The organism is Mesorhizobium sp. SEMIA396 (assembly GCF_024518615.1).
GTDB lineage: Bacteria > Pseudomonadota > Alphaproteobacteria > Rhizobiales > Rhizobiaceae > Mesorhizobium.
This window is the reverse complement of record NZ_JANIFC010000001.1, coordinates 258,788-281,257: the sequence shown is the minus strand read 5'-3', so window position 1 is coordinate 281,257 and position 22,470 is coordinate 258,788. Positions and strand designations below refer to the sequence as shown.

23 protein-coding genes are annotated in these 22,470 nt (G+C 62.0%); 13 read left to right on the top strand and 10 right to left on the bottom strand.

Going from position 1 to position 22,470, the window contains the following annotated elements:
- Positions 1–12: 12 nt before the first annotated feature.
- Both NP503_RS01360 and NP503_RS01355 read right to left on the bottom strand, forming a co-directional pair.
- Positions 13–1,392 (bottom strand): Nramp family divalent metal transporter, encoded by a 1,380-nt coding sequence (locus NP503_RS01360; RefSeq protein ID WP_306244786.1) that lies wholly within the window; start codon positions 1,390–1,392, stop codon positions 13–15.
- Positions 1,393–1,631: 239 nt separating this feature from the next.
- The gene (locus NP503_RS01355) at positions 1,632–2,222 is read right to left on the bottom strand and encodes a LysE family translocator (RefSeq protein ID WP_127270534.1); all 591 of its coding nucleotides are present in this window, start codon (positions 2,220–2,222) and stop codon (positions 1,632–1,634) included.
- A 226-nt stretch (positions 2,223–2,448) separates the two neighbouring features.
- On the opposite strand from NP503_RS01355, the gene NP503_RS01350 reads away from it, so the two are divergent.
- The 8 genes from NP503_RS01350 to NP503_RS01315 all read left to right on the top strand — a co-directional run bounded on the left by NP503_RS01350 (position 2,449) and on the right by NP503_RS01315 (position 11,886).
- Positions 2,449–3,459: an ATP-dependent DNA ligase gene (locus NP503_RS01350; RefSeq protein WP_127270532.1), complete on the top strand. Its 1,011-nt coding sequence runs from the start codon at positions 2,449–2,451 to the stop codon at positions 3,457–3,459.
- Positions 3,460–3,565: 106 nt separating this feature from the next.
- Positions 3,566–5,320, top strand: a complete 1,755-nt coding sequence (locus tag NP503_RS01345) for a thiamine pyrophosphate-dependent enzyme (protein WP_127270599.1) — start codon at positions 3,566–3,568, stop codon at positions 5,318–5,320.
- Positions 5,321–5,416: 96 nt separating this feature from the next.
- A complete protein-coding gene (locus NP503_RS01340) occupies positions 5,417–6,298 on the top strand; it encodes a cytochrome c oxidase assembly protein (protein ID WP_127266686.1) in 882 nt (293 codons plus the stop codon).
- 247 nt (positions 6,299–6,545) lie between these two features.
- Entirely contained in the window at positions 6,546–7,526 is a 981-nt protein-coding gene (gene coxB / locus NP503_RS01335) for a cytochrome c oxidase subunit II (protein WP_164748824.1), read from the top strand.
- On the top strand, positions 7,523–9,463 hold the full coding sequence (gene ctaD, locus NP503_RS01330; RefSeq protein WP_127266687.1) for a cytochrome c oxidase subunit I: 1,941 nt from the start codon (positions 7,523–7,525) through the stop codon (positions 9,461–9,463). Before coxB ends, ctaD begins: the two co-directional genes overlap by 4 nt.
- On the top strand, positions 9,460–10,062 hold the full coding sequence (locus tag NP503_RS01325) for a cytochrome c oxidase subunit 3 (protein ID WP_127266702.1): 603 nt from the start codon (positions 9,460–9,462) through the stop codon (positions 10,060–10,062). The genes ctaD and NP503_RS01325 overlap by 4 nt, the downstream gene beginning before the upstream one ends.
- Position 10,063: 1 nt before the next feature.
- Complete coding sequence (locus tag NP503_RS01320) at positions 10,064–10,405, top strand: hypothetical protein (protein ID WP_127266688.1); 342 nt, start codon at positions 10,064–10,066, stop codon at positions 10,403–10,405.
- Positions 10,406–10,425: 20 nt separating this feature from the next.
- Positions 10,426–11,886, top strand: a complete 1,461-nt coding sequence (locus NP503_RS01315) for a cytochrome c (protein ID WP_164748822.1) — start codon at positions 10,426–10,428, stop codon at positions 11,884–11,886.
- A gap of 53 nt (positions 11,887–11,939) precedes the next feature.
- On the opposite strand, the gene NP503_RS01310 is transcribed toward NP503_RS01315, so the two are convergent.
- Together NP503_RS01310 and NP503_RS01305 are read right to left on the bottom strand one after the other, a co-directional pair.
- Entirely contained in the window at positions 11,940–12,284 is a 345-nt protein-coding gene (locus tag NP503_RS01310; protein WP_164748821.1) for a hypothetical protein, read from the bottom strand.
- Positions 12,285–12,644: 360 nt separating this feature from the next.
- Complete coding sequence (locus NP503_RS01305) at positions 12,645–12,848, bottom strand: CsbD family protein (protein ID WP_023809505.1); 204 nt, start codon at positions 12,846–12,848, stop codon at positions 12,645–12,647.
- 63 nt (positions 12,849–12,911) lie between these two features.
- Here NP503_RS01305 and NP503_RS01300 point away from each other — a divergent pair, with 63 nt between their 5' ends.
- A complete protein-coding gene (locus tag NP503_RS01300) occupies positions 12,912–13,112 on the top strand; it encodes a hypothetical protein (RefSeq protein WP_127270601.1) in 201 nt (66 codons plus the stop codon).
- Between the two features lie 132 nt (positions 13,113–13,244).
- Here NP503_RS01300 and NP503_RS01295 read toward each other — a convergent pair whose 3' ends face one another.
- The 6 genes from NP503_RS01295 to NP503_RS01270 all read right to left on the bottom strand — a co-directional run bounded on the left by NP503_RS01295 (position 13,245) and on the right by NP503_RS01270 (position 18,621).
- Complete coding sequence (locus NP503_RS01295) at positions 13,245–13,973, bottom strand: ABC transporter ATP-binding protein (protein ID WP_127266690.1); 729 nt, start codon at positions 13,971–13,973, stop codon at positions 13,245–13,247.
- Complete coding sequence (locus NP503_RS01290; protein ID WP_127266691.1) at positions 13,973–14,737, bottom strand: ABC transporter ATP-binding protein; 765 nt, start codon at positions 14,735–14,737, stop codon at positions 13,973–13,975. Before NP503_RS01290 ends, NP503_RS01295 begins: the two co-directional genes overlap by 1 nt.
- Before the next feature lie 2 nt (positions 14,738–14,739).
- Complete coding sequence (locus NP503_RS01285) at positions 14,740–15,699, bottom strand: branched-chain amino acid ABC transporter permease (RefSeq protein ID WP_236382683.1); 960 nt, start codon at positions 15,697–15,699, stop codon at positions 14,740–14,742.
- Positions 15,699–16,610, bottom strand: a complete 912-nt coding sequence (locus NP503_RS01280; protein WP_023809510.1) for a branched-chain amino acid ABC transporter permease — start codon at positions 16,608–16,610, stop codon at positions 15,699–15,701. The genes NP503_RS01285 and NP503_RS01280 overlap by 1 nt, the downstream gene beginning before the upstream one ends.
- 118 nt (positions 16,611–16,728) lie before the next feature.
- Positions 16,729–17,838, bottom strand: coding sequence for a branched-chain amino acid ABC transporter substrate-binding protein (locus NP503_RS01275; protein WP_127266693.1), 1,110 nt, complete (start codon positions 17,836–17,838; stop codon positions 16,729–16,731).
- 147 nt (positions 17,839–17,985) lie between these two features.
- Positions 17,986–18,621 carry an RraA family protein gene (locus NP503_RS01270; protein WP_127266694.1) on the bottom strand — a complete coding sequence of 212 codons (636 nt, stop codon included), beginning with the start codon at positions 18,619–18,621 and terminating at the stop codon, positions 17,986–17,988.
- A gap of 238 nt (positions 18,622–18,859) precedes the next feature.
- Between NP503_RS01270 and NP503_RS01265 the strand changes: the two genes are divergently transcribed.
- From NP503_RS01265 to NP503_RS01250, 4 genes are read left to right on the top strand one after another with little or no spacing between them, the layout of a single operon-like run.
- On the top strand, positions 18,860–19,636 hold the full coding sequence (locus tag NP503_RS01265) for an SDR family NAD(P)-dependent oxidoreductase (protein ID WP_164748820.1): 777 nt from the start codon (positions 18,860–18,862) through the stop codon (positions 19,634–19,636).
- A gap of 6 nt (positions 19,637–19,642) precedes the next feature.
- Complete coding sequence (gene pxpB / locus NP503_RS01260) at positions 19,643–20,305, top strand: 5-oxoprolinase subunit PxpB (RefSeq protein ID WP_127266695.1); 663 nt, start codon at positions 19,643–19,645, stop codon at positions 20,303–20,305.
- Complete coding sequence (locus NP503_RS01255; protein WP_127266696.1) at positions 20,302–21,282, top strand: biotin-dependent carboxyltransferase family protein; 981 nt, start codon at positions 20,302–20,304, stop codon at positions 21,280–21,282. The genes pxpB and NP503_RS01255 overlap by 4 nt, the downstream gene beginning before the upstream one ends.
- Complete coding sequence (locus tag NP503_RS01250; RefSeq protein WP_127266697.1) at positions 21,279–22,442, top strand: epoxide hydrolase family protein; 1,164 nt, start codon at positions 21,279–21,281, stop codon at positions 22,440–22,442. The genes NP503_RS01255 and NP503_RS01250 overlap by 4 nt, the downstream gene beginning before the upstream one ends.
- Positions 22,443–22,470 lie beyond the last annotated feature (28 nt).

The following is a 22,470-nucleotide window of genomic DNA, read 5'->3' as shown; positions in this document are numbered from 1 at the left end:
CCGCCCGGCGAGCTACAGGAACCAGCTTGCCACCAGTCCCGCCGACGCCGCAAAGATCGCCAGGGTCGTCACGCCGCCCAGGATGTTCGTGCTTATGCTGTTGACCTTGTCGCCCATGATCTTGCGATTGTTGGTCATGATCAGGATGAGAAGCAGCAGAGGTGGCGTTGAAAATCCTTGCACGACGCCCGACCAGACCAGGGCTTTCATAGGGTTGAAGCCGAAGAAATTGAGACCCACCGCCACCAGCGTTATGATCCCAATCACGATGTAGAATTTGGGAGCCTGGCGGGGTTTGGCATGCAGGCTATTCTTCCATCCCATCGCCTGAGCGAAATCGAAAGCGGCGCCAGCGGTCATGATCGGCACGGCCAGAAAGCCAACGCCAATTACACCGACCGCAAACAGAATGCTGGCAGCGTCGCCGGCAAGCGGCCGCAGCGCTTCGGCCGCCTGCGCCGCTGTCTCGATCTGCGTCTGCCCGGCCTTGTAGAGCGTCGAACCTGTCGAAAGAATGATGAAATACATGATCAGATTGGAGAACGTCATGCCGATCAGGATGTCGCGGCGGGATCGGCGCAGTTCGCTCTCCGTGGCGCCTTTGCGCTCTTCGAGGCTCGTTCGACCCTTGGCTATCTCCTCCTCCACCTCCTGATTGGACTGCCACGTGTAAAGGTATGCGGAGAGCGTGGTCCCGATGATGGCGACGAGGATGGACAGGTATTCGCGGCTGAATTCGATTTTTGGCAACAGCGTGCCGCGCAGGACAGAGGCTGCATCCGGTTTGGCAAGCACCGCGGAGACCACATAGGCAAGCAGAGCCAGAGCCAGCCACCGGAACACATTTCGGATCAATTTATACGATCCGAACACCTGCAGGGCAAAAATGACGACCGCAACGGCAATGACGACCAAGGGAGCAGGCAGAGGAACGAACAGCACGATGGCCGCCGACATGGCGCCAAGATCTGCGGCTGCCTCGATCGTGTTGCCAATCAGCACGCCCACCAGCACGGACCATAGCAGCCAACGCGGATAGAAGTCCGATATGACCTTGAAAAGCCCGCGACCCGAAACCTGGCCAAGCTTGGATGAAAGATAGACGACGACATACATCATCGGCAGCGTGACAGGTGCCGTCCACAGCAGGTCAGGCCCGAACCGCGCTCCGGCGCTCGCGTAGGTACCGATGGCCGAGCAGTCGTCATCGGCCGCGCCGGTGATCAGACCAAGCCCGAGAGCCCGAACGACGCCGCCCTTTTTTTGCCCGCTTGCCCTTTGGCCCTCGTCAGGTGGCTTGTTCATTGAAGGCGCGTCTTTACCGAGGCCACGCAAGAAATCATGACGAACATTCCAATCGGACGGCGATGAAGCAGCCGTTTCAAGCTGCATTGAGATCGAGGCTCGAACCTCTGGTCAGGCTTTTTGTTCCTGGACCAGTCCCGGCCCGCGACGACGTTTCATCCGATGCGGGTTCTTTCGGCGGAGCCGGACATCCAAGCGAATGCTCCGCTCCACTGAAGAAGGGTGTCGGAGCCTGTCATTCAGGCGACTTGGCACAAAACTTTCCCCGAAAGAAAATCCCGCGGCGCCAAAGTCGAGTGTTCGGCCCAGCCCGTTCATCCGCTTGGTCAGCGGCTCGTACCGCCGCCGATCGCCATCCGTAAGCCGAGGCCGATGATGAGACAGCCGGTGAGCCGCTGCTGCCAAAGCCTTGCGCGAGGGTGCCGCATGACCCATGCCCCGGCCGCGCCCGATGCCAAGGCATAGGCTCCCAGCACCAGCACACCGGTTATCTTCTGTGTTGCGCCAAGCAGCACCAGCTGCGACGTGACGGAGCCCCTGTGCGGATCGACAAACTGCGGCAGGAACGCAACCATGAACATCAAAGGCCAGGGATTGCTCAGATTGGCGATCATTCCTTCCCGGGCGGCGGCGAGCGGCCGCAGGGCCTTGAGGTCACCCGTGGGAATGGTTGCCGAGGATGAAAGCAGCAGCCGGACACCCAGCCAGACGATGTAGGCCGCCCCGGCCCATCGAAGCAGATTGAACGCCAGGGGCGAGGCGTGGACAAGCGAGGACAGGCCGAATGCAATCAGCGGAAGCTGCACAAGTCCGGCGCCCAGCGTCATGCCGAGCACCGTGAGCAGCGCCACGTCGCGCCCCTGTCCAATGCCGCGGGCCATCACCAGCATGCTGTCGGGACCTGGCGGCACCTGCATGAGAATGACGGTTCCGACAAAAGCTATCCACAATGAGGGATCGATGGGGCATCTCCGTTAGCGCTGCCGATGACATCAAAGCGGCCAGCCGTCATCCGGGTTCCGCGGCAAATGAAAATGTCCCATCGCGAAGAACCAGGCATGAACCGTCAGATGGAACGCGGTGCCAGTCCTGGAAGTTGAAAAAAGCCGGAGCCGTTCCTGAGCCGGTTTTGGAGGCCTACCCGTGCATGAACCAATAAACGCCTTCCCGCTCCCGCTGGACACGTCTCCGATGGAGGCCAAGCTTGCCGATGAAATCCCCCGGGATGGAAACCGCTGGCAGTACGAGCCCAAATGGGACGGGTTTCGCTGCCTGGCTTTCAAGAGCGACGACACCGTTGACCTGCGCGCCAAATCCGGCAAGCCGCTCGGCCGCTATTTTCCAGAAATCACGGACATTTTGCGTGACCTCAAGCGCGGGCATTTCGTCCTCGACGGCGAGATTGTCATTGAGGTTGACGGTGAGCTTTCCTTCGAGGCGCTGCAGATGCGCCTTCACCCGGCACAAAGCAGAATCCGCAAACTGAGTTCGCAGACGCCTGCCAGTCTGATCCTCTTCGACATGCTTGCCAGGCCGGGCGGCGAGGTCATCACGGGCAAGCCACTTGTGGAACGGCGGCGAGCGATCGAGGACTTGGTGACCTCCTCGAACAGTCCAGATCTTCGCCTGTCGAAGTGCACTTATGATGCAGCCACGGCGGCTCGATGGCTACACGGCTCCGGCCATGCATCGACCGACGGCATCATGGCCAAAGTGCTTGATGAGCATTATCTGTGCGGCGAACGTGCGATGGTGAAGGTAAAGCCGAGGCGCACCGCCGATTGCGTTGTCGGCGGTTTCCGTTATCTCGCGGACAGTCGTGAGGTTGGCTCGCTGCTCCTCGGCCTCTACAATGACGACGGCAAGCTCGATCACGTCGGCTTCACGTCGACCATCGCCAGGACCGACAGAGGAGCGCTCACGCGCCGGCTGGAAGGGCTGCGGTCAGAGCCCGGATTCACCGGCAAGGCGCCCGGCGGCCCGAGCCGCTGGAGCACGGAGCGCAGCGGACAATGGGAACCCTTGCAGCCTGAACTGGTGGTGGAGGTCCGCTTCGACCACGTTACCGGCAATCGATTCCGCCACGGCACCAAACTGCTGCGCTGGCGCCCCGACAAGGCGCCACGGCAATGCACGTTTGAGCAGATCGAATAGACCGCTCCTGGAAGATCGCTTCCAGAAACCTGTCACGATTTATTGTGACGAAGGAACCAACTCGGGATTCACCGGTTCGGACACCATCCACCGGAGCTACCCCGACATGCCAAATGCAGCAGAAATTCTCATCGATACGCTCGTCGCCTGGGACGTGGAGGTGGTGTTCGGCTTGCCGGGAGACGGCATAAACGGCGTCATGGAAGCGTTGCGGACGCGGCGCGACAAGATTGCCTTCGTTCAGGTCCGGCATGAAGAGTCGGCTGCCTTCATGGCATGTGCGTATGCCAAGTGGACAGGAAAGCTGGGCGTGTGCCTTGCGACGTCCGGTCCCGGCGGAACACATCTTCTGACCGGCCTCTATGACGCCAAGCTCGACCAGGCTCCGGTGCTGGCGATTACGGGCATGCAGTTCCACGATCTGATCGAGACGTTCACGCAACAGGATGTCGATCTGACGCGCGTGTTCCACGATGTCTCCGTTTACAATGCACATGTCGCCGACGCCGCGCATATGGAAAACGTCGCCAGCCTTGCCTGCCGAACCGCGCTGGCGCGCAAGGGCGTCGCCCATCTTTCGATTGCCAGCGACATCCAGGAGCAGGAGAGCGATCCGTCGAAGCGCTCCAAGCGCAATCGCCCGGCGCACACGCCGCAGGATATGTTCGCCGGTCACAGCGTACCGCTGGAGGTTGAGCTCGACAAAGCCGCCGCCATTCTCAATGACGCTTCGCGGGTTGCGATCCTGGCCGGACGCGGCGCCATCGGCGCGGCCGCCGAACTCGAACACACGGCGCGACTGCTGCAGGCGCCTGTCGCGAAGGCCTTGCTGGGCAAGGCGGTGCTGCCGGACGACCATCCCTACACCACCGGCGGGATCGGCATTCTTGGAACCCTGGCTTCGCAAGAGGCGATGGAGAGCTGTGATGCGGTGCTGATTGTCGGTTCGACCTTTCCCTATATCGAATACTACCCGCAGCCCGGGCAGGCCCGTGGCGTCCAGATCGACTGCGATGCGCAGCGGATCGGCTTGCGCTTTCCGGTCGAGGCCGGCCTTGTCGGCGACGCGGCCGAGACATTGCGCGCGCTGAACCAACGTCTGACGCAGAAGCCCTCCGATGAGTTCCTGCACCGTTCCCAGGAGACCATGAGGAAATGGCGCGAGATGATGCGGCAGTCGGAAGACATGCAGGCGCAACCCTTGAAGCCACAGGCGATTGCCCGGGCGTTCGGACAACGGTTGGCCGACGACACGGTGCTGGCCACGGATTCCGGTCAGAACACGGAACTGGCCGCCCGCCATGTCGATCTTCGCAGCGGCCAGGCATTTGGGGTGTCCGGATCGCTGGCATCGATGGCTTGCGGTCTCGCCTACGCCATCGCTGCCGGCATCGCGTTTCCCGGTCGACCGATTGCCGCCATCGTCGGCGATGGCGGCTTTGCCATGCAGCTCGGCGAATTCTCGACGGCGGTGCGCTACAAGATCCCGCTGAAGGTTCTGGTGATCAAGAACAACATGCTCAATCAGATCGCCTGGGAGCAGATGATGTTTCTGGGGAATCCGCAATTCGGTTGCGAATTGCAGCCGATCGATTTTGCCATGGCGGCGGAAGCAATGGGCGCAAAGGGTTTTCGCATCGAGCGGGCCGATCAGATCGAGACGGTTCTCGACCAGGCTTTCGCCACGGAAGGCCCTGTCGTGATCGAAGCGCTGGTAGATGCGTATGAGCCGCTGATGCCGCCCAAAATGCCGGCAGATTACGCCAAGAACTTCCGCCAGGCCCTGCCGCGGACACCGGGACACGAACGCATAGAAGAAAACATCGCCCGGGAGCCGGCGAAATCGATGATGGACGCCTAGAGGCACGGAGGTGAGAACAGCGCCTCAGTGGCTTCAATCTGGATCTTTCCAGATGAACCGGAGCTCCGGTGCTCTTCCGGCTGACGGATGCGGATCATGAGCTTCGACGCGCTCTTTTCGACCTCGATCTGCTATGGCAACGGCGCCCCGCAAGCCGGTTGGACACTGGCGCTTCCCATCACATTGCCGCTCCTGGCAGTCGTGTCGCTCTATACAGCGGGCGCCAGCCGACTGTGGCGACGGAGCGGACGCGGACGCCGCTTGCGATCACGGCAGGCCTTCCAGTTTGCTGCCGGCTGGGCCGTCCTGGCGTTCGCCCTTGTAAGCCCGATCCATGCGTTGGGCGAACATGTGTTTGCGGCGCACATGATCGAGCATGAATTGCTGATGGCGGTCGCAGCGCCTCTGCTGGTTGCCTCCCGCCCGACAGCGGCGATGATGTGGGCACTGCCGGTACAGCTGCGCCAGATATTCGGAGCGGCCGGACATGCAAATACGCTTCGGGCGATCTGGGCGTTCATCAGCCGCCCTGTGGTCGCGACCGTCCTGCACGGAGCCGCGATATGGATCTGGCATGTCCCGGCGCTGTTCGAGGCTGCCCTCCAGCAGGGTTTCCTGCACTATGCCCAGCATGCGAGCTTCCTCGGTACCGGGCTATTGTTCTGGTGGGTGCTGCTGCCTCGCCCTGGCCGCGAGCACGCTTGCGGCAATGCGGTGATGCATCTCTTCTTCACCTCGCTCCACACCGGGCTGCTCGGGGTTTTGCTCGTCGTCTCGCCAAAGCTGTGGTATCCGGCTAATGCCGTCGGCTCGGATCTGTGGGGGCTCAGCCCGCTCGAGGACCAGCAACTTGCAGGCTTGATCATGTGGATTCCCGCTGGCCTGATCTATGGCGGAGCCGCACTGCTCTTGGTTGCTTTCTGGATTCAAACGAGCAGTCGGCGGCATCAGGCTCCCCAGGAGTTGCGCATCGTCTAACCCGCACCGCTTCACGTCGGTTTTCACCGGGCGGTGTTGCCAAGCATCCTTTTTCAGCCAGCTGCGTTATGGCCTTGGCAACGATGGTGGATCCTTCATGGCGAGGTGCATGAGTCCGTTGGCCCGCTCTCGCAGGCGGACATGACCGCAAATGTCGCTTGCCTTTACATGTCCAACGCAAATCCTGACTGGCATTGTTGCGGGAAAGGCTGCGCAACCGCGTTTGAGGTGGGTCAGCGCAGCGTCGATGTTGGTATTGGCAGGATGCGGCGATCGGCAATCGGCCCTCCATGCACACGGTGCGAACGCCCGGAGAATCCTTGATCTGATCTGGTCTTTCAGCGCAGTCGCGGCGGCCACGTGGCTGCTTGTCATGCTGGTCTTGGCGGCAGCGCTTTTGCGTCGCCGCCTCTCCGAGACAACGCGCTCGCCGCTTGAGATCGATTCACATCAGGAGCGCCGATTTACCCGCGCTGTCGGCAGCGCCGTTGCGTTGACCGTTCTGGTGCTCGTCATGATGACGATAGCGAGTTTTTTCGCCGGCAAATCCATTGCTTCGCTGAGCGGAACGGAAACGCTTGCCGTGCGGATCACGGGGCACCAATGGTGGTGGGAGGTCCGGTATGCCGGTAATGATCCCTCGCAATCGATCGTCACGGCAAATGAAATCCATGTCCCGGTTGGCGAACCGGTCAAGGTCGAACTCGATTCGCTCGATGTTATTCATAGCTTCTGGGTGCCGAACCTTGCCGGTAAGCGCGATCTCATTCCGGGCCGGCCAAGCCAGCTTACCCTCATCGCCGATAAGCCCGGCATCTATCGTGGCCAGTGTGCCGAATTCTGCGGCTATCAGCACGCCCATATGGCCATCACCGTCATCGCGGAAAGCCGCGAAGCGTTCGACGCATGGCAATCCAGGCAAAACGCCGTCGCATCCGCGCCTGGCGGCGAGGAAGAACGCCGCGGCCAACAGGCATTTCTTTCCACCGGCTGTGCGCTCTGCCATACGATAAGAGGCACGCCTGCCAGCGGAACGGTCGGTCCTGATCTTACGCATCTCGCCAGCCGACGTGCACTGGCCGCGGATACGCTGGCCATGACCCCTGGCGCGCTCGCCGCCTGGATTGCCGATCCACAGTCGATAAAGCCCGGCGCCAAGATGCCGCGCATTGCCCTTAGCGCCGACGATCTCAACGCGGTCGTCGCCTATCTCGGAAGCCTCGAATGAGCGGCATTGGGGGAAAGCCGGCCGAGCATACCCAGGAGGGCCTGAAAGGCATCCGTGACACCGGCCTCGAAGAGGTGAGACTGCGCGCCTTTCTGGCGCATGCCTGGCGAACGCCGAAAGGCTTCTACGGCTGGCTGGTCACGGTCGATCACAAGCTGATCGGACGGCGCTATATCGTGACGGCTTTCCTGTTTCTCGCCCTTGCGGGTCTATCAGCGCTCGCCATGCGTTTCCAGCTTGCCCAGCCGGAGGCCGGCCACATCGGCCCCGATCTCTACAACCAGCTGTTCACCATGCATGGCACGACGATGATGTTTCTGTTCGCCGTACCGGTGATGGAAGCTTTCGCCATTTACCTGGTGCCGCTGATGATCGGCACTCGCAATGTCGCCTTTCCGCGGCTCAATGCATTCAGCTACTGGGTCTATCTTTCCGGCGGGCTGATGATCTGGATCGCCTTCGCCTTCGAAACCGGTGCGGATGCCGGCTGGTTTTCCTACGTACCGCTCGCCGGACCCGAATATGGCATCGGCAAGCGCCCCGATTTTTGGGCGCAGATGGTGACCTACACTGAAGTGTCCGCGCTCGCGGTAGCGGTCGAGATCATCGCGACAGTGTTCAAACAACGTGCTCCCGGCATGTCGCTTGACCGCATCCCGCTCTATGTCTGGTCCGTCCTCGTCACGGCTTTCGTCATCCTGTTCGCCATGCCGGCCGTGATGGTCTCGAGCACAATGCTGATCCTGGACCGCCTGGTCGGCACGAAATTCTTCGATCCCGCTGCAGGCGGCGATGCACTGCTGTGGCAGCATCTATTCTGGTTCTTCGGCCATCCCGAGGTCTACATCATCTTCGTTCCGGCGACCGGCTTCGTCTCCGCGATCCTGCCGACCTTCGTTCGCCGCCCGATCTTTGGCTATCTCGGGATCGTCCTGTCGTTGATCGCGATCGGTTTTCTTTCCTTCGGCCTGTGGGTGCACCACATGTTCGCTACCGGCCTGCCGCAGCTCGGCGAAAGCTTCTTTACCGCTTCCTCGATGATGATCGCCATTCCGAGCGGCATTCAGATCTTCTGCTGGATTGCGACGATCTGGGGCGGCCGGCCGATCTTCGCCACGCCCATGCTTTTCGTGCTCGGCTTCATCTTCACCTTTGTGATCGGCGGCCTGACCGGGGTCATGGTCGCCTCGGTGCCGCTCGACCTGCAGGTACACGACACCTATTTCGTGGTTGCCCATTTCCACTATGTGCTGGTCGGGGGCGCCGTCTTCCCCCTGCTAGGCGCCGTTTACTACTGGTTTCCCAAGATCACCGGACGCATGCTGTCTGAGAGGCTCGGCCGCTGGAATTTCTGGCTCGTCTTCCTCGGGTTCAATCTCACCTTCTTCCCCATGCATATTCTCGGTCTGCAAGGCATGCCGCGCCGCGTTTATACGTATCCGCCGGCGAGCGGCTGGGGCGAGATGAACCTCTTCATCAGCCTCTCTTCACTGGTGGTGTTCGCCGGCTTTGCGCTTTTCTTCCTGAACCTCCTGCTCAGCCTTCGCAACGGCAGCATTGCCGGAGACAATCCCTGGGGCGCGAGCACGCTCGAATGGGCGACGACGTCGCCGCCGCCCTCCTACGATTTTTCGCGGCTGCCCGTGGTAACTCACCGCGAACCGCTTTGGGCCGAGCCCGATACGCTTCCCGTGGTCGAGGGTCTGCGTGTCGACGCACGCGAGGTGCTCGCCGGCACGGTCGCCGATGCGGTGCCGCAACTAAGGGTGCCATCGGCTGACAACTCGATCTGGCCGCTTCTGTCGGCCATTGCGGTGGGCGGTGCATTTCTCGGTTCGATATACACGCCATGGGCGGTGGTCTGGGGAGCGATCCCGGTTTCGATCGGCTTCATCTGTTGGTTCTGGCCGAAGGGCGAACCGGAGGACGAGGAATGAGGCACCGTCCCGTCGCCGGCGTCAGCCACCTGCCCACATATGATTTCGGGTCGGCGAGCCCGATGTGGTGGGGAACCCTTGCCTTCATTGCTCTCGAGGCAACAGGTTTTGCCTTGGCGATAGGCACCTACTTCTATTTGGCCGTGCTGGCCCGGCATTGGCCCATCGGAGCGCCGGCGCCAGATTTGCTGCCGGGCACGGCAGTGTTGATCATTCTGGTTGCGAGCGTCGTGCCCAACCACCTGATCGAGTTTTGGGCGCGTCGCCAGGACCTCGCGAAAGTTCGCCTTGGCATGGTCGTCATGTCGGTCGTCGGGATTCTTCCGCTGATCGTTCGCATCTGGGAATTTCCGGCTCTGCGGATTTCCTGGGATCAGAACGCTTACGGATCGATCGTGTGGTTCCTACTTGGACTGCATACCACGCATCTTCTTACCGATGTCGGCGACACGATCGTCCTGGCGGTTCTCATGTTCACGCAAAAAGGCAAGGCGGGCCGCCGCTTCAGCGACGTCTCGGACAATGCGTTCTACTGGGACTTCGTCGTCGTCTCATGGGTCGTGCTCTATCTTGTTATCTATTGGGCTCCGAGGATGTGAGATGCAGGCGATCCGTACCGGCGTTTCCTGGGCAGGCCTGGTCAGCGGGCCAGTTGCATGGGCAATAGCCCTGCAGCTCGATTACTCCATTGCATCCTGGCAGTGCCATGCCGGCTTTCGTCCCACTGCCTTGTTCTCATTGATAGGCGCCGCTGTCGCCCTGGCAGGCACGCTGCTGTCGTGGCACGCCGTTCATGACCGCGGACATGGTACGATCCCGCCCCGGAAGGCGCGCACGCGCGCGTTCCTTGCCAGGACTTCGGTGGGCATCGGGGCGCTGTTCACGCTCATCTTGCTGGCGCAAGTGGTGGCAGGGCTGATCTTCAGCGGGTGCGAATTGTGACGACGCCAAAGACGCGGAGATTGGCCATCCACCGCCGGTACGCGCTTTGGCCTGCCACGGGCATTCCATTTCCAGCCGTCATTTCTCGGTCGGTCGTACTCGTCTTGTTATCGTTGGCGGTTTGTACCGAGCTGCGGGCGAGCGAAATCCAGAGGGGTGAATATCTCACGCGAGCGGCCGACTGCATCGGCTGCCACACGTCCAATCCGAGCCGCCCCTTCGCTGGAGGCTATCGCGTGCCGACGCCCTTCGGCGATGTATACTCGACCAACATCACACCAGATCTCGAAACGGGCATCGGACGCTATTCCGCGGACGAGTTCGTGCGAGCCGTCCAGAAAGGTATCAGGCGCGACGGAGCCGATCTCTACCCCGCCATGCCCTATGACAGCTTCGCCGCAATGAGCCGCGAGGACGTGCTTGCGATCCGGGCCTATCTCCTTGCGCAGCCGCCGATTTCCCAGCCGCGGCCGCGAAACATTCTGCCTTTTCCATTCAACCAGCGCTGGACGGTTGCGCTGTGGAAGCTCGCGAACCTCCAAAGCGGCAGTTTCACGCCTGACCGGAGCCGGACCGCCGCATGGAACAGGGGAGCCTACCTTGTCGAGGTGCTCGGCCACTGCGGTGCCTGCCACACGCCAAGGAATGCGACGTTCGGCATGGATGAAGACCACAAGCTTGCCGGCGGCACCGCCGGCATCTGGCACGCCTTCAACATCACCAGCGACAAGATCGCAGGCGTCGGCGGCTGGAGCAACGAAGAGCTGTCTCGATTCCTCAAAACCGGCGCCGTGCCCGGGAAGGCCTACGCGGGCGGGCCGATGGCGGAAACGGTCATGAACAGCCTGCAGCATCTTTCCGACGACGACATCCAGGCTATTGTCGCCTATCTCAGGGACGTGCCCGCCCAACCGGGAGACGAGAAGCAGCCGCGTTTCTCATGGGGTAACGCGGCCGCGGCCGCGGCCGACGACATTGCTGGAACCGAAGGGATGACGCAAGGCAGCGGAACCGCAACCGGCGATGATCTCTATCGATCGCTCTGTTCGACGTGCCATGGGGCGAACGGAGGCGGATCATCAGACGGATCCTATCCGTCCTTGACCCGTAACAGCACCCCCGGCGCGGCCACGCCCGAGGATGTCGTCATGACCATCCTTGAAGGCGTCAAAGCTGGTGACGTGGCCGGGCGTCAATCGATGGCGGCCTTCGGCGGCTGGCTGGATGATGGCCAGGTGGCAGCTCTTGCAAATTACGTCACCGTGCGGTTCGGAAATCCCGACCTCAGCGTCACCGCGGCCGATGTACGCCAGATGCGGGCAGGAACGACAACCAGCCAGACGATCATGATTCTGGCGGCTCAATCACTTGTAGCGGGCGCCGCCGTGTTGATGCTTGGCCTGCTGCTTTTGCTGGCAAGACGCCTGCGCCGTGGGGCGACTTCAGCGCGCCTCATGTTCGCGCGTAGAGATAGGCGGTAATGTCGCGCGCCTCTTGAGGCGACAGATTTGTATTGGGCATGGCCGTCTTCGGGTCAACGTACCGCGCCCTGCTGATCCAGCGCATCATCGCATCCGGGGTGGCTCGCGACGGCCCGGTATATCCCTCTTTCGACGACGCCTTGCAGGGACGGACCGACGGTGCCACGGGCGCCGGGCACTCCCGGGATTTCGTGACATCCGCCACAGCCGTTGCGGATCATTGCCGGGACGGCCCGGTCAGGGTCGCCCCCGATGGCCTGTGCAATGGTGGTTTCCCGGAGATTGTCGCCGCGGACCAAGTTGATGGCGCAAACTACCGGAACAATGGCGATTGCCGCGAATACGCCTGCCACCCAGGGCAGCGCGGATGGCATCAACTTGACGGGTTGTCGGCTCATCCGCGCCTGCTGCCGCAGTCGCAAGACGCGGCCCGGTGGCCGCTGCAAGCGCCCTCAAACGCCCGATCATCCCCGGATCTCGCTGGAAACAACTCAATCATCGGCGATGAAAATCATACCAGCGGGCCGAACACGAATGTAGCCAGCAGAACAAGGAAAATCACAGCGGTAACTGCGATCGCCCACATGACGATCCTTCTTGTCCCCCGTTGCTCTTGCTTGCGAGAGATATCTTCTGACACAGTACGAAATCCTTGCTGCAAAATTCAACTGACGATAAGGCTCGGCATCTGCATGAGCCGGACCTGCCGGACTGTTGGGCCGCGTCTTGGAATTGGCCGCGGCCCGGGGCTCACGCGCTTACCAGCCCTGTCGACCGTACCAGTCATCGATATCGCGCCGCACACGGTCCTTTTCGAGGCCGTAACGCTCCTGGATCTTGCCTTCGAGTTGATCGCGCTTGCCGGCGATGCGGTCAAGGTCGTCATCCGTGAGTTTACCCCACTGCTCCTTGACCTTGCCTTTCACCTGTTTCCAGTTTCCTTCCACGCGGTTCCAGTCCATGACACCGTTCTCCTTCGGTTTGAAAACGTCTAACCTCGGAGAGCAAACGCAAATCAACGACGGATGTTCCTGGAACTCGACGCTCGTCTTGCTCTCACAGGCCGCGATCCATTCCTTTACGCTCAGCCTGCGTCATCAATTGAGGTCGTCCTGCTCGAAGGCGACGCCACGACCTTCGACCCAAGACGCCTCCACACCTTCCGCAACAGTTCCGCCACCAAGCAGGCGCAAGCGCTTTTCATCCTGTCGCCGCCGTCCGTCTAGAGGCACAGTCATCTTAAGCCAGCGTAGTCTGTCTCTGAGGGTCAGTGCTTCCTGCACAAATCAATATGTTAGGGGCTGGACTGGAGTGGCGGCCTCATTTTGTAAAAATCCGGGAGTTGGCAGCTTTGCCAGCTAAGCAGCGACGCCACCTAAATAGGCGCTGATGACCGCTTCGTTGCTCGCAAGATCACTGCCTGGTCCCTCAAGCACAACGCGCCCAGCCTTGAGCACATAGCCATAGTCGGCGAATTTCAAGGCGACTTTGCTATTCTGCTCCACAAGCAGGATGGTCACGCCTTCACGATTGAGGCGCTGCACGATGTTCATGACTTCCTTGATCAGTTGCGGCGCCAGACCCATGGAAGGCTCGTCGAGCAACAGCACCTTGGGCGCGGCCATGAGGGCCCTGCCGATCGCCAGCATCTGTTGCTCGCCTCCCGAGAGGTTCCTTGCATCGCCATTCTGTCTGCGCGCCAGGATGGGGAAGAGCTCGAAAACATGATCCAGCCGCCGGCGGCGCTCGGCGTCGTCGGCAAGCGTGAAAGAGCCCAGGTCAAGGTTCTCCTTGATCGTCATGTCGCCGAAAATACGCCTTCCCTCCGGAACGTGGACGAGCCCGCGATGCGGCAGGCGATGGGCAGGGACTTTGGTTATATCCTCGCCCAGGAAGCGGACACATCCGGAGGATGCGGCAACGAGGCCGGACAGCGTGCGCAGCGTGGTGCTCTTGCCCGCACCATTCGCGCCAAGCAGGGCGACGATCTGGCCGCGTTTGACCGAAAGGCTGACACCATGAAGGGCTTCGATGCCGTCATAGCGCGCGACGATGCGGTCCGCGGAAAGAACGATTTCGGCGTCCATCATTCCTCCGTACCGAGATAGGCTTCGATGACCCTGGGGTCTGTTCGCACGGCCTCCGGCCGTCCGTCGGCGATCTTCTGCCCATAGTCGAACACCACGATCTTCTCCGACACCTGCATGACCAGGCCCATATCATGCTCGATCAGCAGGACCGTGACGCCGGTTTCGTCGCGGATGCGGCGGATCAGGTGCACAAGGTCCAGCTTCTCGCGCTCGTTCAGGCCGGCGGCAGGCTCGTCCAGCAGGATGAGTTCGGGTGCCGACGCCAGGGCTCTTGCGAGTTCGAGCCGCCGTTGATCGCCATAAGAGAGACCGCCGGCGCGGCGATGCGCATGCTGCTCGATACCGACAAAATCGAGCCAGCGCATGCCAGCCGCGCGGATCGTCTCCTCCTCGCGCCGCTGTGCCGGCAAGTGCAGGATCGCCGACATGATGCCGTGGCGGCTGCGGCAATGCTGGCCGGACATGGCGTTTTCCAGAACGGTCATTTCCTTGAACAGCCGGATGTTCTGGAATGTGCGGGCGAGGCCGAGCGCGGTGATGCGATGCGGCGGCAAGCCGGTGATTGGCCGGCCGCCCAGACTGATCGAGCCGCCCTTCGGCTTGTAGAAGCCGGTCAGGCAATTGAAGAGTGATGTCTTGCCGGCCCCGTTCGGCCCGATAAGACTGTTGATGGCGCCTTTCTCAACTGAGAACGAAATGTCGTGAAGGACTTTCAGTCCTCCGAAACTGAGGCGCAGATCGCGGACTTCCAGCAGCGCCATGGTCAAACTCGCTTGTCCGGCCACAGCCCGTTCGGCCTGAAGAGCATGATTGCCAGCAGCGCAATCGCGGTCACCAGGGGACGATAGGTGCCTGCTCCGCGCAGCACTTCGGGAAGCAGGGCCACCAGAACAGCACCAAGGACGACGCCGGGAATGCGGCCCATGCCGCCCAGGACGACGCCGAGAAGGATGAGCAGCGACTGGTTGAAGGTGAAACTCTCCGGCGAGATGGCCGTCATCTTGGCCGCGTAGAGGCATCCGGCCACCGAAGCGATCACCGCGCCCATCATATAGGCTTGCAGCTTGGCCGTGACACGGTTGATGCCGATGCCAGCGGCGGCGTCCTCATCGTAGCGAACGTAGAACCAGGCTCGTCCCATTCGCGATCGCTCGACGCTCAGACAGACGAAGGCGGTGAGCAGCGCAAGCACCAGGAACGCATAGTAGAAGTGCTGCACCTGCATCAACCTGAAGCCGAATATCTCCGGGCGCTCGATGCCGATGAGTCCGCTCGCGCCACCGGTGATGTCGAGGTTGCGGGCGATGATGCGCACGATTTCGCCGAAGCCCAGCGTCACGATCGCCAGATAGTCGCTGCGCAATCTCAATGTCGGAGCCCCGATGATGATGCCAGCCACGCAGGCTGCCGCCATGGCGACCGGGATGGTGAGCCAGAAATTGAACCCGAATTCGGCGGTCAGGATGCCTGACGTGTACGCGCCGACTGCGAAGAAGGCGGCGTAGCCGAGGTCGAGCAGGCCGGCATAGCCAACGACAATGTTGAGGCCGAGGCACAAAACGACATAGAGCAGCGCCGTGGTCGCCACCTCGGTCACATAGCCGTTGGCGAATTGCGGCAACACCAGCGCGACGGCGAGTGCCGCCAGGCCGGGCAGCACGACGGACCAGCGCATCAATTGCGGTTGCACGGCTGCCGGCATGGTTCTCACTTCGTCGATCATCACACCCGCTCCACGACAGAGCGTCCAAGAAGGCCGGTCGGCTTGAACACAAGGAACAGGATCAGGGTCCCGAAAACGAAGACGTCACGCCACTCCGATCCGACGAAGGGCAAGGACGAACCGAAAGCCTCGAGCAGGCCGAGCAGCAAGCCGCCGAGCATGGCGCCCGGCACGCTGCCGATCCCGCCTATGACAGCGGCGGTGAAGGCCTTGAGCCCCATGATGAAGCCCATGAAAAAATGGACACTGCCATAATAGGCGCCGGCCATGACCCCACCGCCGGCAGCGAGCGCCGAGCCCATGAAAAACGTCAAGGCGATCACCCGGTCGACATCGATGCCCATCAGGCGGCTCGCCCCCATGTCGATGGACACGGCGCGCATCGCCTTGCCGTACATGGTGCGGGAGACAAAGGCCTGCATGCCTGCCATAAGAGCAATGGAGGCGGCCACCAGAACCATCTGCGTGTAGGTGATATGAACGGTGGAAATGTCGACACCGGCAAAACCGAGGTCGGTGTTGAAGGCGTAATGCCGCCCGCCGGTCAGGGCGAGTGCCGTGCCGTTCAACACCATCGAGGCACCAAGCGCCGTGATGAGGATGGAGAGGCGCGGCGCATTGCGCATCGGCCGATAGGCGAAGCGTTCGATGATGACGCCGAGCAAGCCGACAGCCAGCATCGACACAAGCAGGGCGCAGACCACGCCCAGCCAGCCATTGCCGACCCATATGCCGACAAAGGAGAACACGATGAGGCCGACGAAGGCGCCGTTCATGTAGATGTCGCCATGGGCGAAATTCAGGAGCTTGATGACGCCGAAGACCATGCTGTAGCCAAGCGCGATCAGGGCATAGAACGAGCCGACGATAAGACCGTTCACCAGTTGCTGAATAAGCAGGTCGAGCGTCATTGATGCTCCAGGGCAGAATTGAAAAAGTCTTGTCTGGGCGCAGCGTCGGCGCACCAGACAATCGGCGGTGACGCCGAGGCCGCCACAAGGCCTGCCTCGGCATCAATCCGGTTGGCCTTTATTCGACAGCCACCCACTTGCCGCCCTTTGCAATCACCGGGCGGAAGTTCGAGGTCTGGAGCGTGTTCTTGTCGGTGAACTTGATTTCACCGGCGAGGCCCTTGAAATCGCTGGCCTTGAGCGCCTCGATGATCGCCTTCTGATCCGCCGACTTGGCCCGCGTGATCGCATCGACGATCAGGTCGCCCACATCGTGGGAGAGCGCCGCATAGGCGCCGGCGTCGCGGCCATAGGTTTCCTTGTACTTGGCCTTGAAGTCGGCGGCGCCGGACAAGAGGTCGACAGTCGGCGGAGACAACAGGTACACGCCCTCACCGGCCGACCCGGCGATCTCCAGATATTCCGGTGAATTGTTGCCGTCGCCCAGCACGATGCCGCCCTGGAACCCGGCCTGCCGGAGTTGCTTGGTGAGCAGAGCGCCACCGGCATGGTAGGCGGTCCAGAAGACAGCATCGGCGCCGCTCGACTTGATCTTGGTGACGACCGCCGAATAGTCCTGCTCGCCGGCCGTGGTGGTCTCCTTGGCGGCAATTTCGCCGCCAGCGCTCTTGAAAGCTTCGGCGGTCAACTTGGCTAGGTCGGATGAATAGGCATCGCCTTCGTCCACGAACGCGAACTTCTTGTAGCCATTCTTCTTGAAGAGTTCGACGGCTGTCGTCGCCTGCATGTCGCCGGTCGAATTGGCGAGGAAGGCATTGCCCTGATTGGCGGCGACCAGCTTGGTCGAGTTCGCTCCGATGATGACGAACGGAATGCCGGCGTCACCATAGATCTTCAATGTCGGCAAGACGGCGCCCGAGCAGTAGCCGCCGACGATGGCGGTCACGCCTTCCGAGACAAGCTTGCTGCCTGCGGTCACCGCCTGTTGCGGATCGCAGGCGTCGTCGGCGGTGGTGGTAGTGATCTTGTCGCCGTTGACGCCGCCCTTGGCGTTGACGGCATCGATCGCCATCTTCACGGCGTTCTCCATATCCTGCCCTTCACTGGCCAGTTGGCCAGTCATGGGGGCCACGATGCCGATCTTGATGTCGGCAGCCGCGGCCATCGTGGTCAGAGCCAGCCCGGCAAGGGCGGTGGCGCAAGTTAGCCTCTTGAAGGAAACAACCATCAATTCTCTCCATTTTCCCCTGTTGGTGCATCCAGGCGGCGTGCCCGAAATGCATTGTTTCGCCCTCGGTTAGCTGCGGAGCGGTTATGTTGAGCAAGATCGCCAGCCGGCCACACGATTGTCACCGGCAAGGACTGACCCGGCAGATCAGTGACTGCCGCTTGAAGCCCGGGCATAGGCTCCCTGATAACGGTTCTCCTGGATGCTCTGCATGATCTCGGCCTCGCGGGCTTCCTGCGACCGGACGGCCGCCAGCAAGGCCGCGGCACCGTCGATTGGAAATGCCACGACGCCATCCTCGTCGCCGACGACGATGTCGCCAGGACCGACGACCATGCCGCCTATGCAGACGGGAACATTTATGGCTCCCGGACCATCCTTGTAAGGTCCGAGATGGATGGCCGACCGCGCGAAACATGGGAACGGATTGCGGCCGATGGCACCGGCATCGCGAATGGCGCCGTCGATGACAATGCCTGCGGCGCCACGCGAAGCCGCGACACTTGTCATGATTTCGCCGACCAGCGCGCGCCCCTCATAGCCACCGCCGTCCACGACAATGACGTCGCCGGGCTGTAGCAGATCGAGCGCACGATGGATGAACTGGTTGTCGCCGGGGCGGGTCCTGACCGTCAGCGCCCTCCCCGCCATGACGCCGCTCACCCGATGAAACGGCCGTAACCCGACAGCCCCGGGGACACGAGCGAGATTGTCACTGATCAACGGCGTCGCAAGGGCGCGGAACGCGTCGATCAGTTCGCTTTCCTGAGATCCATCCGCCATCGCCTACACTCCTCGCCGTCGTCGCTTTATGAATATAGTATCCAATCACAATTAATTCAGTGGAGTCAACCGGCTTAAGATGGTTGGCAGAAAAAAGCCAAAAGCGGCTTAGAAACGGCAAACGGCTGCGGAACCGACCCAACAGATCCACTTATCCGGGGCTTGCAATGGCGTCGAAGTTCAAGATAGATTGGATAACATATCCATAAATGCGCAATTGTGAAAAAGGGATTGGGTTGTGAAGCACGCAGGAAAAGTCGTGATCGTCACCGGGGCGGCACGAGGCCTGGGCCTTGCCTGCGCCGAGCGCTTTCATGCCGATGGCGCCAAGGTGGTGCTTGTCGACATACAGGCCGATCGCGGGCGCGAGCATGCCGAACGTCTGGGCGAGCGTGCCGCCTGGCTATCGGCGGATCTCTCCGAATGCACGCAGGAAATGGCAGCCGATATTGTTGCCAAGGCCACGGAGCGATTCGGCGGCGTCGACGTCCTCATCAACAATGCCGGCATCATCCATCTGGACGATTTCGTCGACTTCCCCGAGGAGGCGTTCGACCTGGTTCAGCGGGTCAATCTCAAGGCGCCCTTCCTGCTCGGGCAGGCCGCGGCAAGAGCCATGATCGCACAGGGACGCGGCGGCTCGATCATCAACATGTCCTCGATCAACGCCATTCTGGCCATCCCCAATTCCGTCGCCTATGCCGTGTCCAAGGGCGGCATCAAGCAATTGACCGCGGTGATGGCCGTCGGACTGATCCCGTACAATATCCGCGTCAATGCCATCGGCCCCGGCACCATCCTGACCGACATGGTCAAGAGCTCGGTCATGGCCAGCGAAGCGCAGCGCCAGACCATCCTGTCGCGCACGCCGAGCGGCCGCTGTGGCGAGCCATCGGAGATTGCCAGCGTCGCTTCCTTCCTGGCCAGCGACGACGCTTCATACATTGTCGGCCAGACCATCTATCCGGACGGCGGTCGCCTGATCCTGAATTATACGGTGCCGGTGAAGGACTGACCGCCCATGGTTGTCGGTACGCCCCACATCAGCCTTGCGGGATCGGGCGCGCTGCTGCTCGATGGAACGCAGGGGGCTTTCAACGATGCCACCCAGGAACTGGTCTGGGCGGTAGCGAATGCCGCGCTGAGCCTCGAAGGGGTGCGCGAGGCCGTTCCCGGCATGAACAACCTGCTGGTGGTGTTTGACCCGCTCGCCACAGACGCCCACAGCGTCGGAGATCAACTGATGTCGCTCTGGTCCGCCACCGATGCCCACCCGGTGACCGGCACGCATCATACGATTCCCGTTCACTACGGCGGCGCGCGCGGCGAGGATCTCACCGGCTGGGCCGCGCATTGCGGCCTGTCTGTCGACGAGACCGTCAGGCGCCACGCGGCGGCCCGCTACACCGTCGCCGCCATCGGCGCCATGCCGGGTTTTCCCTATCTGTCCGGTCTCGACCCGCGGCTTGCCTGGGCAAGGCGCAGCACGCCTCGCCTCAAAGTTACCGAGGGCGCCGTCATCATTGGTGGCGCGCAGGCGGGTATCATGCCGATGACCGCGCCGTCCGGCTGGCACATCATCGGCCATACCGACGTGAAGCTCTTCAAGGCCGAAGCGGAATTGCCCGTGCTGCTCAGGCCCGGAGACAAGATTCGCTTCGCAATTGCAGGGATCGAGGCATGATCGAGATCCTCACCACCGGCCTGCCGAACACGGTCCAGGATCTCGGCCGGCCCGGTCATCTGGCGCTGGGGGTCAGCCATGGCGGCGCCATGGACAAGCAGGCACTGGCGATCGCCAATCTCATGCTGGGCAATGATCCTTCGGCCGCCGGGATCGAGGTCACGCTTCATCCGTTCCGGCTGCGCGCGCATATCGACACCGCCGTCGCCATCACCGGCGCTGATTGCGCCGTCAGCATCGGCGACCGGCCCTGCCCGCCCTGGTGGGCCATGACGATCCGCGCAGGCGAGACCCTTGTCCTCGAGGCGCCGCGCGCCGGTGCTCGTTCCTACATCGCCTTTGCCGGCGGGATCGATCTGCCGCCCGTCATGGGGTCGCGCGCGACGGATGTGAAAGGCGGTTTCGGCGGGTTCGCTGGACGCGGCCTGTCGCGCGGTGACCGGCTTGCGCTCAAACCTGCGCAATGCCGCCTTCCCGCGGGCGGCATCGGCGCAGCGCTGGAGGAGCGACGAGGCGCGGCGGACGCCTTGGCCTCGGCAATCGAATTGCGGGTTCTGCCGGCCGCCGAGTTCGACGCCTTCACGCCGGAGGCCCAGGCGGCTTTCACCGGCAGCGAATGGCGCATCACCGACGACGCCAACCGTATGGGATATCGCCTTGCTGGAGAGACGCTTTCGCTCCTCTCACCGCTCGAATTGCTCTCGCACGGCATCGTACCAGGCACAGTCCAGGTGCCGCCGTCCGGCCAACCGATCATCCAACTTGCCGATGCCAACACTTGCGGCGGCTATCCGAAGATCGCTACGGTGATCGAAGCCGACCTCTGGCGGCTGGCGCAAGCGCCGGTCGGCGCGCGCCTGCGTTTCTCAGCGGTCTCGATAAAAGCGTCGACGGAAGCGCTTCGCGCGAACCGGCAGCAAAGTCACGACTTTATCGCCGCCCGAAACCTTATGGCCGGCGAGCAGAGGACTCCATGAAAATTCGCCCCTTCACCATCGAGATTGCCCAGTCTGAAATCGACGATTTGAAGAAGCGCATCTCGACCTGGCGCGAGCCGGACCAGTTGCAGGCGATAGGCTGGGCGCAGGGAACGGAGCACGAGGAACTGCGCCGACTTATGCAGCACTGGCGCACCGGCTTCGACTGGCGCAAGCAGGAAGCCGCCTGGAACATCCATCCGCACTACCAGACGGATATCGGCGGCGAAACCATCCATTTCATCCATGCGCGCGCCGCTGTGGCGACCAACAGAACGGTCATACTCACCCATGGCTGGCCAGGCAGCGTCTTCGAATTTCACAGGCTGATCCCGCTTCTGACCGATCCGCTTTCGCATGGCGGAAGACTGGAGGACGCCTTCAACGTCGTGGCCCCGTCGATTCCCGGCTATGGCTTTTCGAGCCGGCCGACCAGGCCTGGCCTCAACCTGTTCACCGTCGCCGATCTTTGGGCCGAGTTGATGAGCCGTCTAGGCTATGAGCGATATCTCGCCCAGGGCGGGGATCTGGGCGCCAGCGTGTCGACCTGTCTGGCGCACGCGCATCCAGGCAGTCTCGCCGGCGTGCATCTGAACTTCGTCCCCGGCTCATACTCACCTCCTCACGATCCAGGCCCGGATGGCGACCTGAGCTTGGAAGAACGCGCCTTCCTGGAACGGAAAGCCGGATGGGCGGATCTTCATGGCGCCTATGCTCATATTCAAGCGACGCGCCCGCAAACGCTTGCCTACGGGCTGACGGATTCGCCGGTCGGACTGGCGGCCTGGATGATCGAGAAGTTCCGCGACTGGAGCGATTGCGATGGCGATCTGGCCAACGCCGCTTTTTCGCGCGACGACATGCTCGCCAACATCTCGCTCTACTGGTTCACCCGGACCGTCGCTTCGTCGATGCGGCTCTATTGGGAAACGCGCGCCCGTCCGCTTGCATTCGCGCCCGGCACGGCGATCAACGTCCCGCTTGCAGTGGCTTTGTTCCCCAAAGAGCTGCCGATGCCGCCAAGGAGTTGGGTCGAGCGCGTCTTCAAGGACATCCGCCAGTGGACAGCGATGCCGCGCGGTGGTCATTTCGCAGCCCTCGAGCAGCCCGCTTTGCTTGCACAGGATCTAAGAGCCTTTGCCGGTGGTCTGGATTTTTAAAGGCAGCGTTTGCGCGCAGCCAAGCCCG

Bases quoted from the DNA above. Each gene is read 5' to 3' on its own strand.
- NP503_RS01360 (WP_306244786.1), bottom strand. From the start codon at position 1,392: ATGCAGCTTGAAACGGCTGCTTCATCGCCGTCCGATTGGAATGTTCGT.
- NP503_RS01355 (WP_127270534.1), bottom strand. From the start codon at position 2,222: ATGCAGGTGCCGCCAGGTCCCGACAGCATGCTGGTGATGGCCCGCGGC.
- NP503_RS01345 (WP_127270599.1), top strand. From the start codon at position 3,566: ATGCCAAATGCAGCAGAAATTCTCATCGATACGCTCGTCGCCTGGGAC.
- NP503_RS01340 (WP_127266686.1), top strand. From the start codon at position 5,417: ATGAGCTTCGACGCGCTCTTTTCGACCTCGATCTGCTATGGCAACGGC.
- coxB (WP_164748824.1), top strand. From the start codon at position 6,546: ATGTTGGTATTGGCAGGATGCGGCGATCGGCAATCGGCCCTCCATGCA.
- ctaD (WP_127266687.1), top strand. From the start codon at position 7,523: ATGAGCGGCATTGGGGGAAAGCCGGCCGAGCATACCCAGGAGGGCCTG.
- NP503_RS01325 (WP_127266702.1), top strand. From the start codon at position 9,460: ATGAGGCACCGTCCCGTCGCCGGCGTCAGCCACCTGCCCACATATGAT.
- NP503_RS01320 (WP_127266688.1), top strand. From the start codon at position 10,064: ATGCAGGCGATCCGTACCGGCGTTTCCTGGGCAGGCCTGGTCAGCGGG.
- NP503_RS01310 (WP_164748821.1), bottom strand. From the start codon at position 12,284: ATGAGCCGACAACCCGTCAAGTTGATGCCATCCGCGCTGCCCTGGGTG.
- NP503_RS01305 (WP_023809505.1), bottom strand. From the start codon at position 12,848: ATGGACTGGAACCGCGTGGAAGGAAACTGGAAACAGGTGAAAGGCAAG.
- NP503_RS01300 (WP_127270601.1), top strand. From the start codon at position 12,912: ATGTTCCTGGAACTCGACGCTCGTCTTGCTCTCACAGGCCGCGATCCA.
- NP503_RS01295 (WP_127266690.1), bottom strand. From the start codon at position 13,973: ATGGACGCCGAAATCGTTCTTTCCGCGGACCGCATCGTCGCGCGCTAT.
- NP503_RS01290 (WP_127266691.1), bottom strand. From the start codon at position 14,737: ATGGCGCTGCTGGAAGTCCGCGATCTGCGCCTCAGTTTCGGAGGACTG.
- NP503_RS01285 (WP_236382683.1), bottom strand. From the start codon at position 15,699: ATGATCGACGAAGTGAGAACCATGCCGGCAGCCGTGCAACCGCAATTG.
- NP503_RS01280 (WP_023809510.1), bottom strand. From the start codon at position 16,610: ATGACGCTCGACCTGCTTATTCAGCAACTGGTGAACGGTCTTATCGTC.
- NP503_RS01275 (WP_127266693.1), bottom strand. From the start codon at position 17,838: ATGGTTGTTTCCTTCAAGAGGCTAACTTGCGCCACCGCCCTTGCCGGG.
- NP503_RS01270 (WP_127266694.1), bottom strand. From the start codon at position 18,621: ATGGCGGATGGATCTCAGGAAAGCGAACTGATCGACGCGTTCCGCGCC.
- pxpB (WP_127266695.1), top strand. From the start codon at position 19,643: ATGGTTGTCGGTACGCCCCACATCAGCCTTGCGGGATCGGGCGCGCTG.
- NP503_RS01255 (WP_127266696.1), top strand. From the start codon at position 20,302: ATGATCGAGATCCTCACCACCGGCCTGCCGAACACGGTCCAGGATCTC.
- NP503_RS01250 (WP_127266697.1), top strand. From the start codon at position 21,279: ATGAAAATTCGCCCCTTCACCATCGAGATTGCCCAGTCTGAAATCGAC.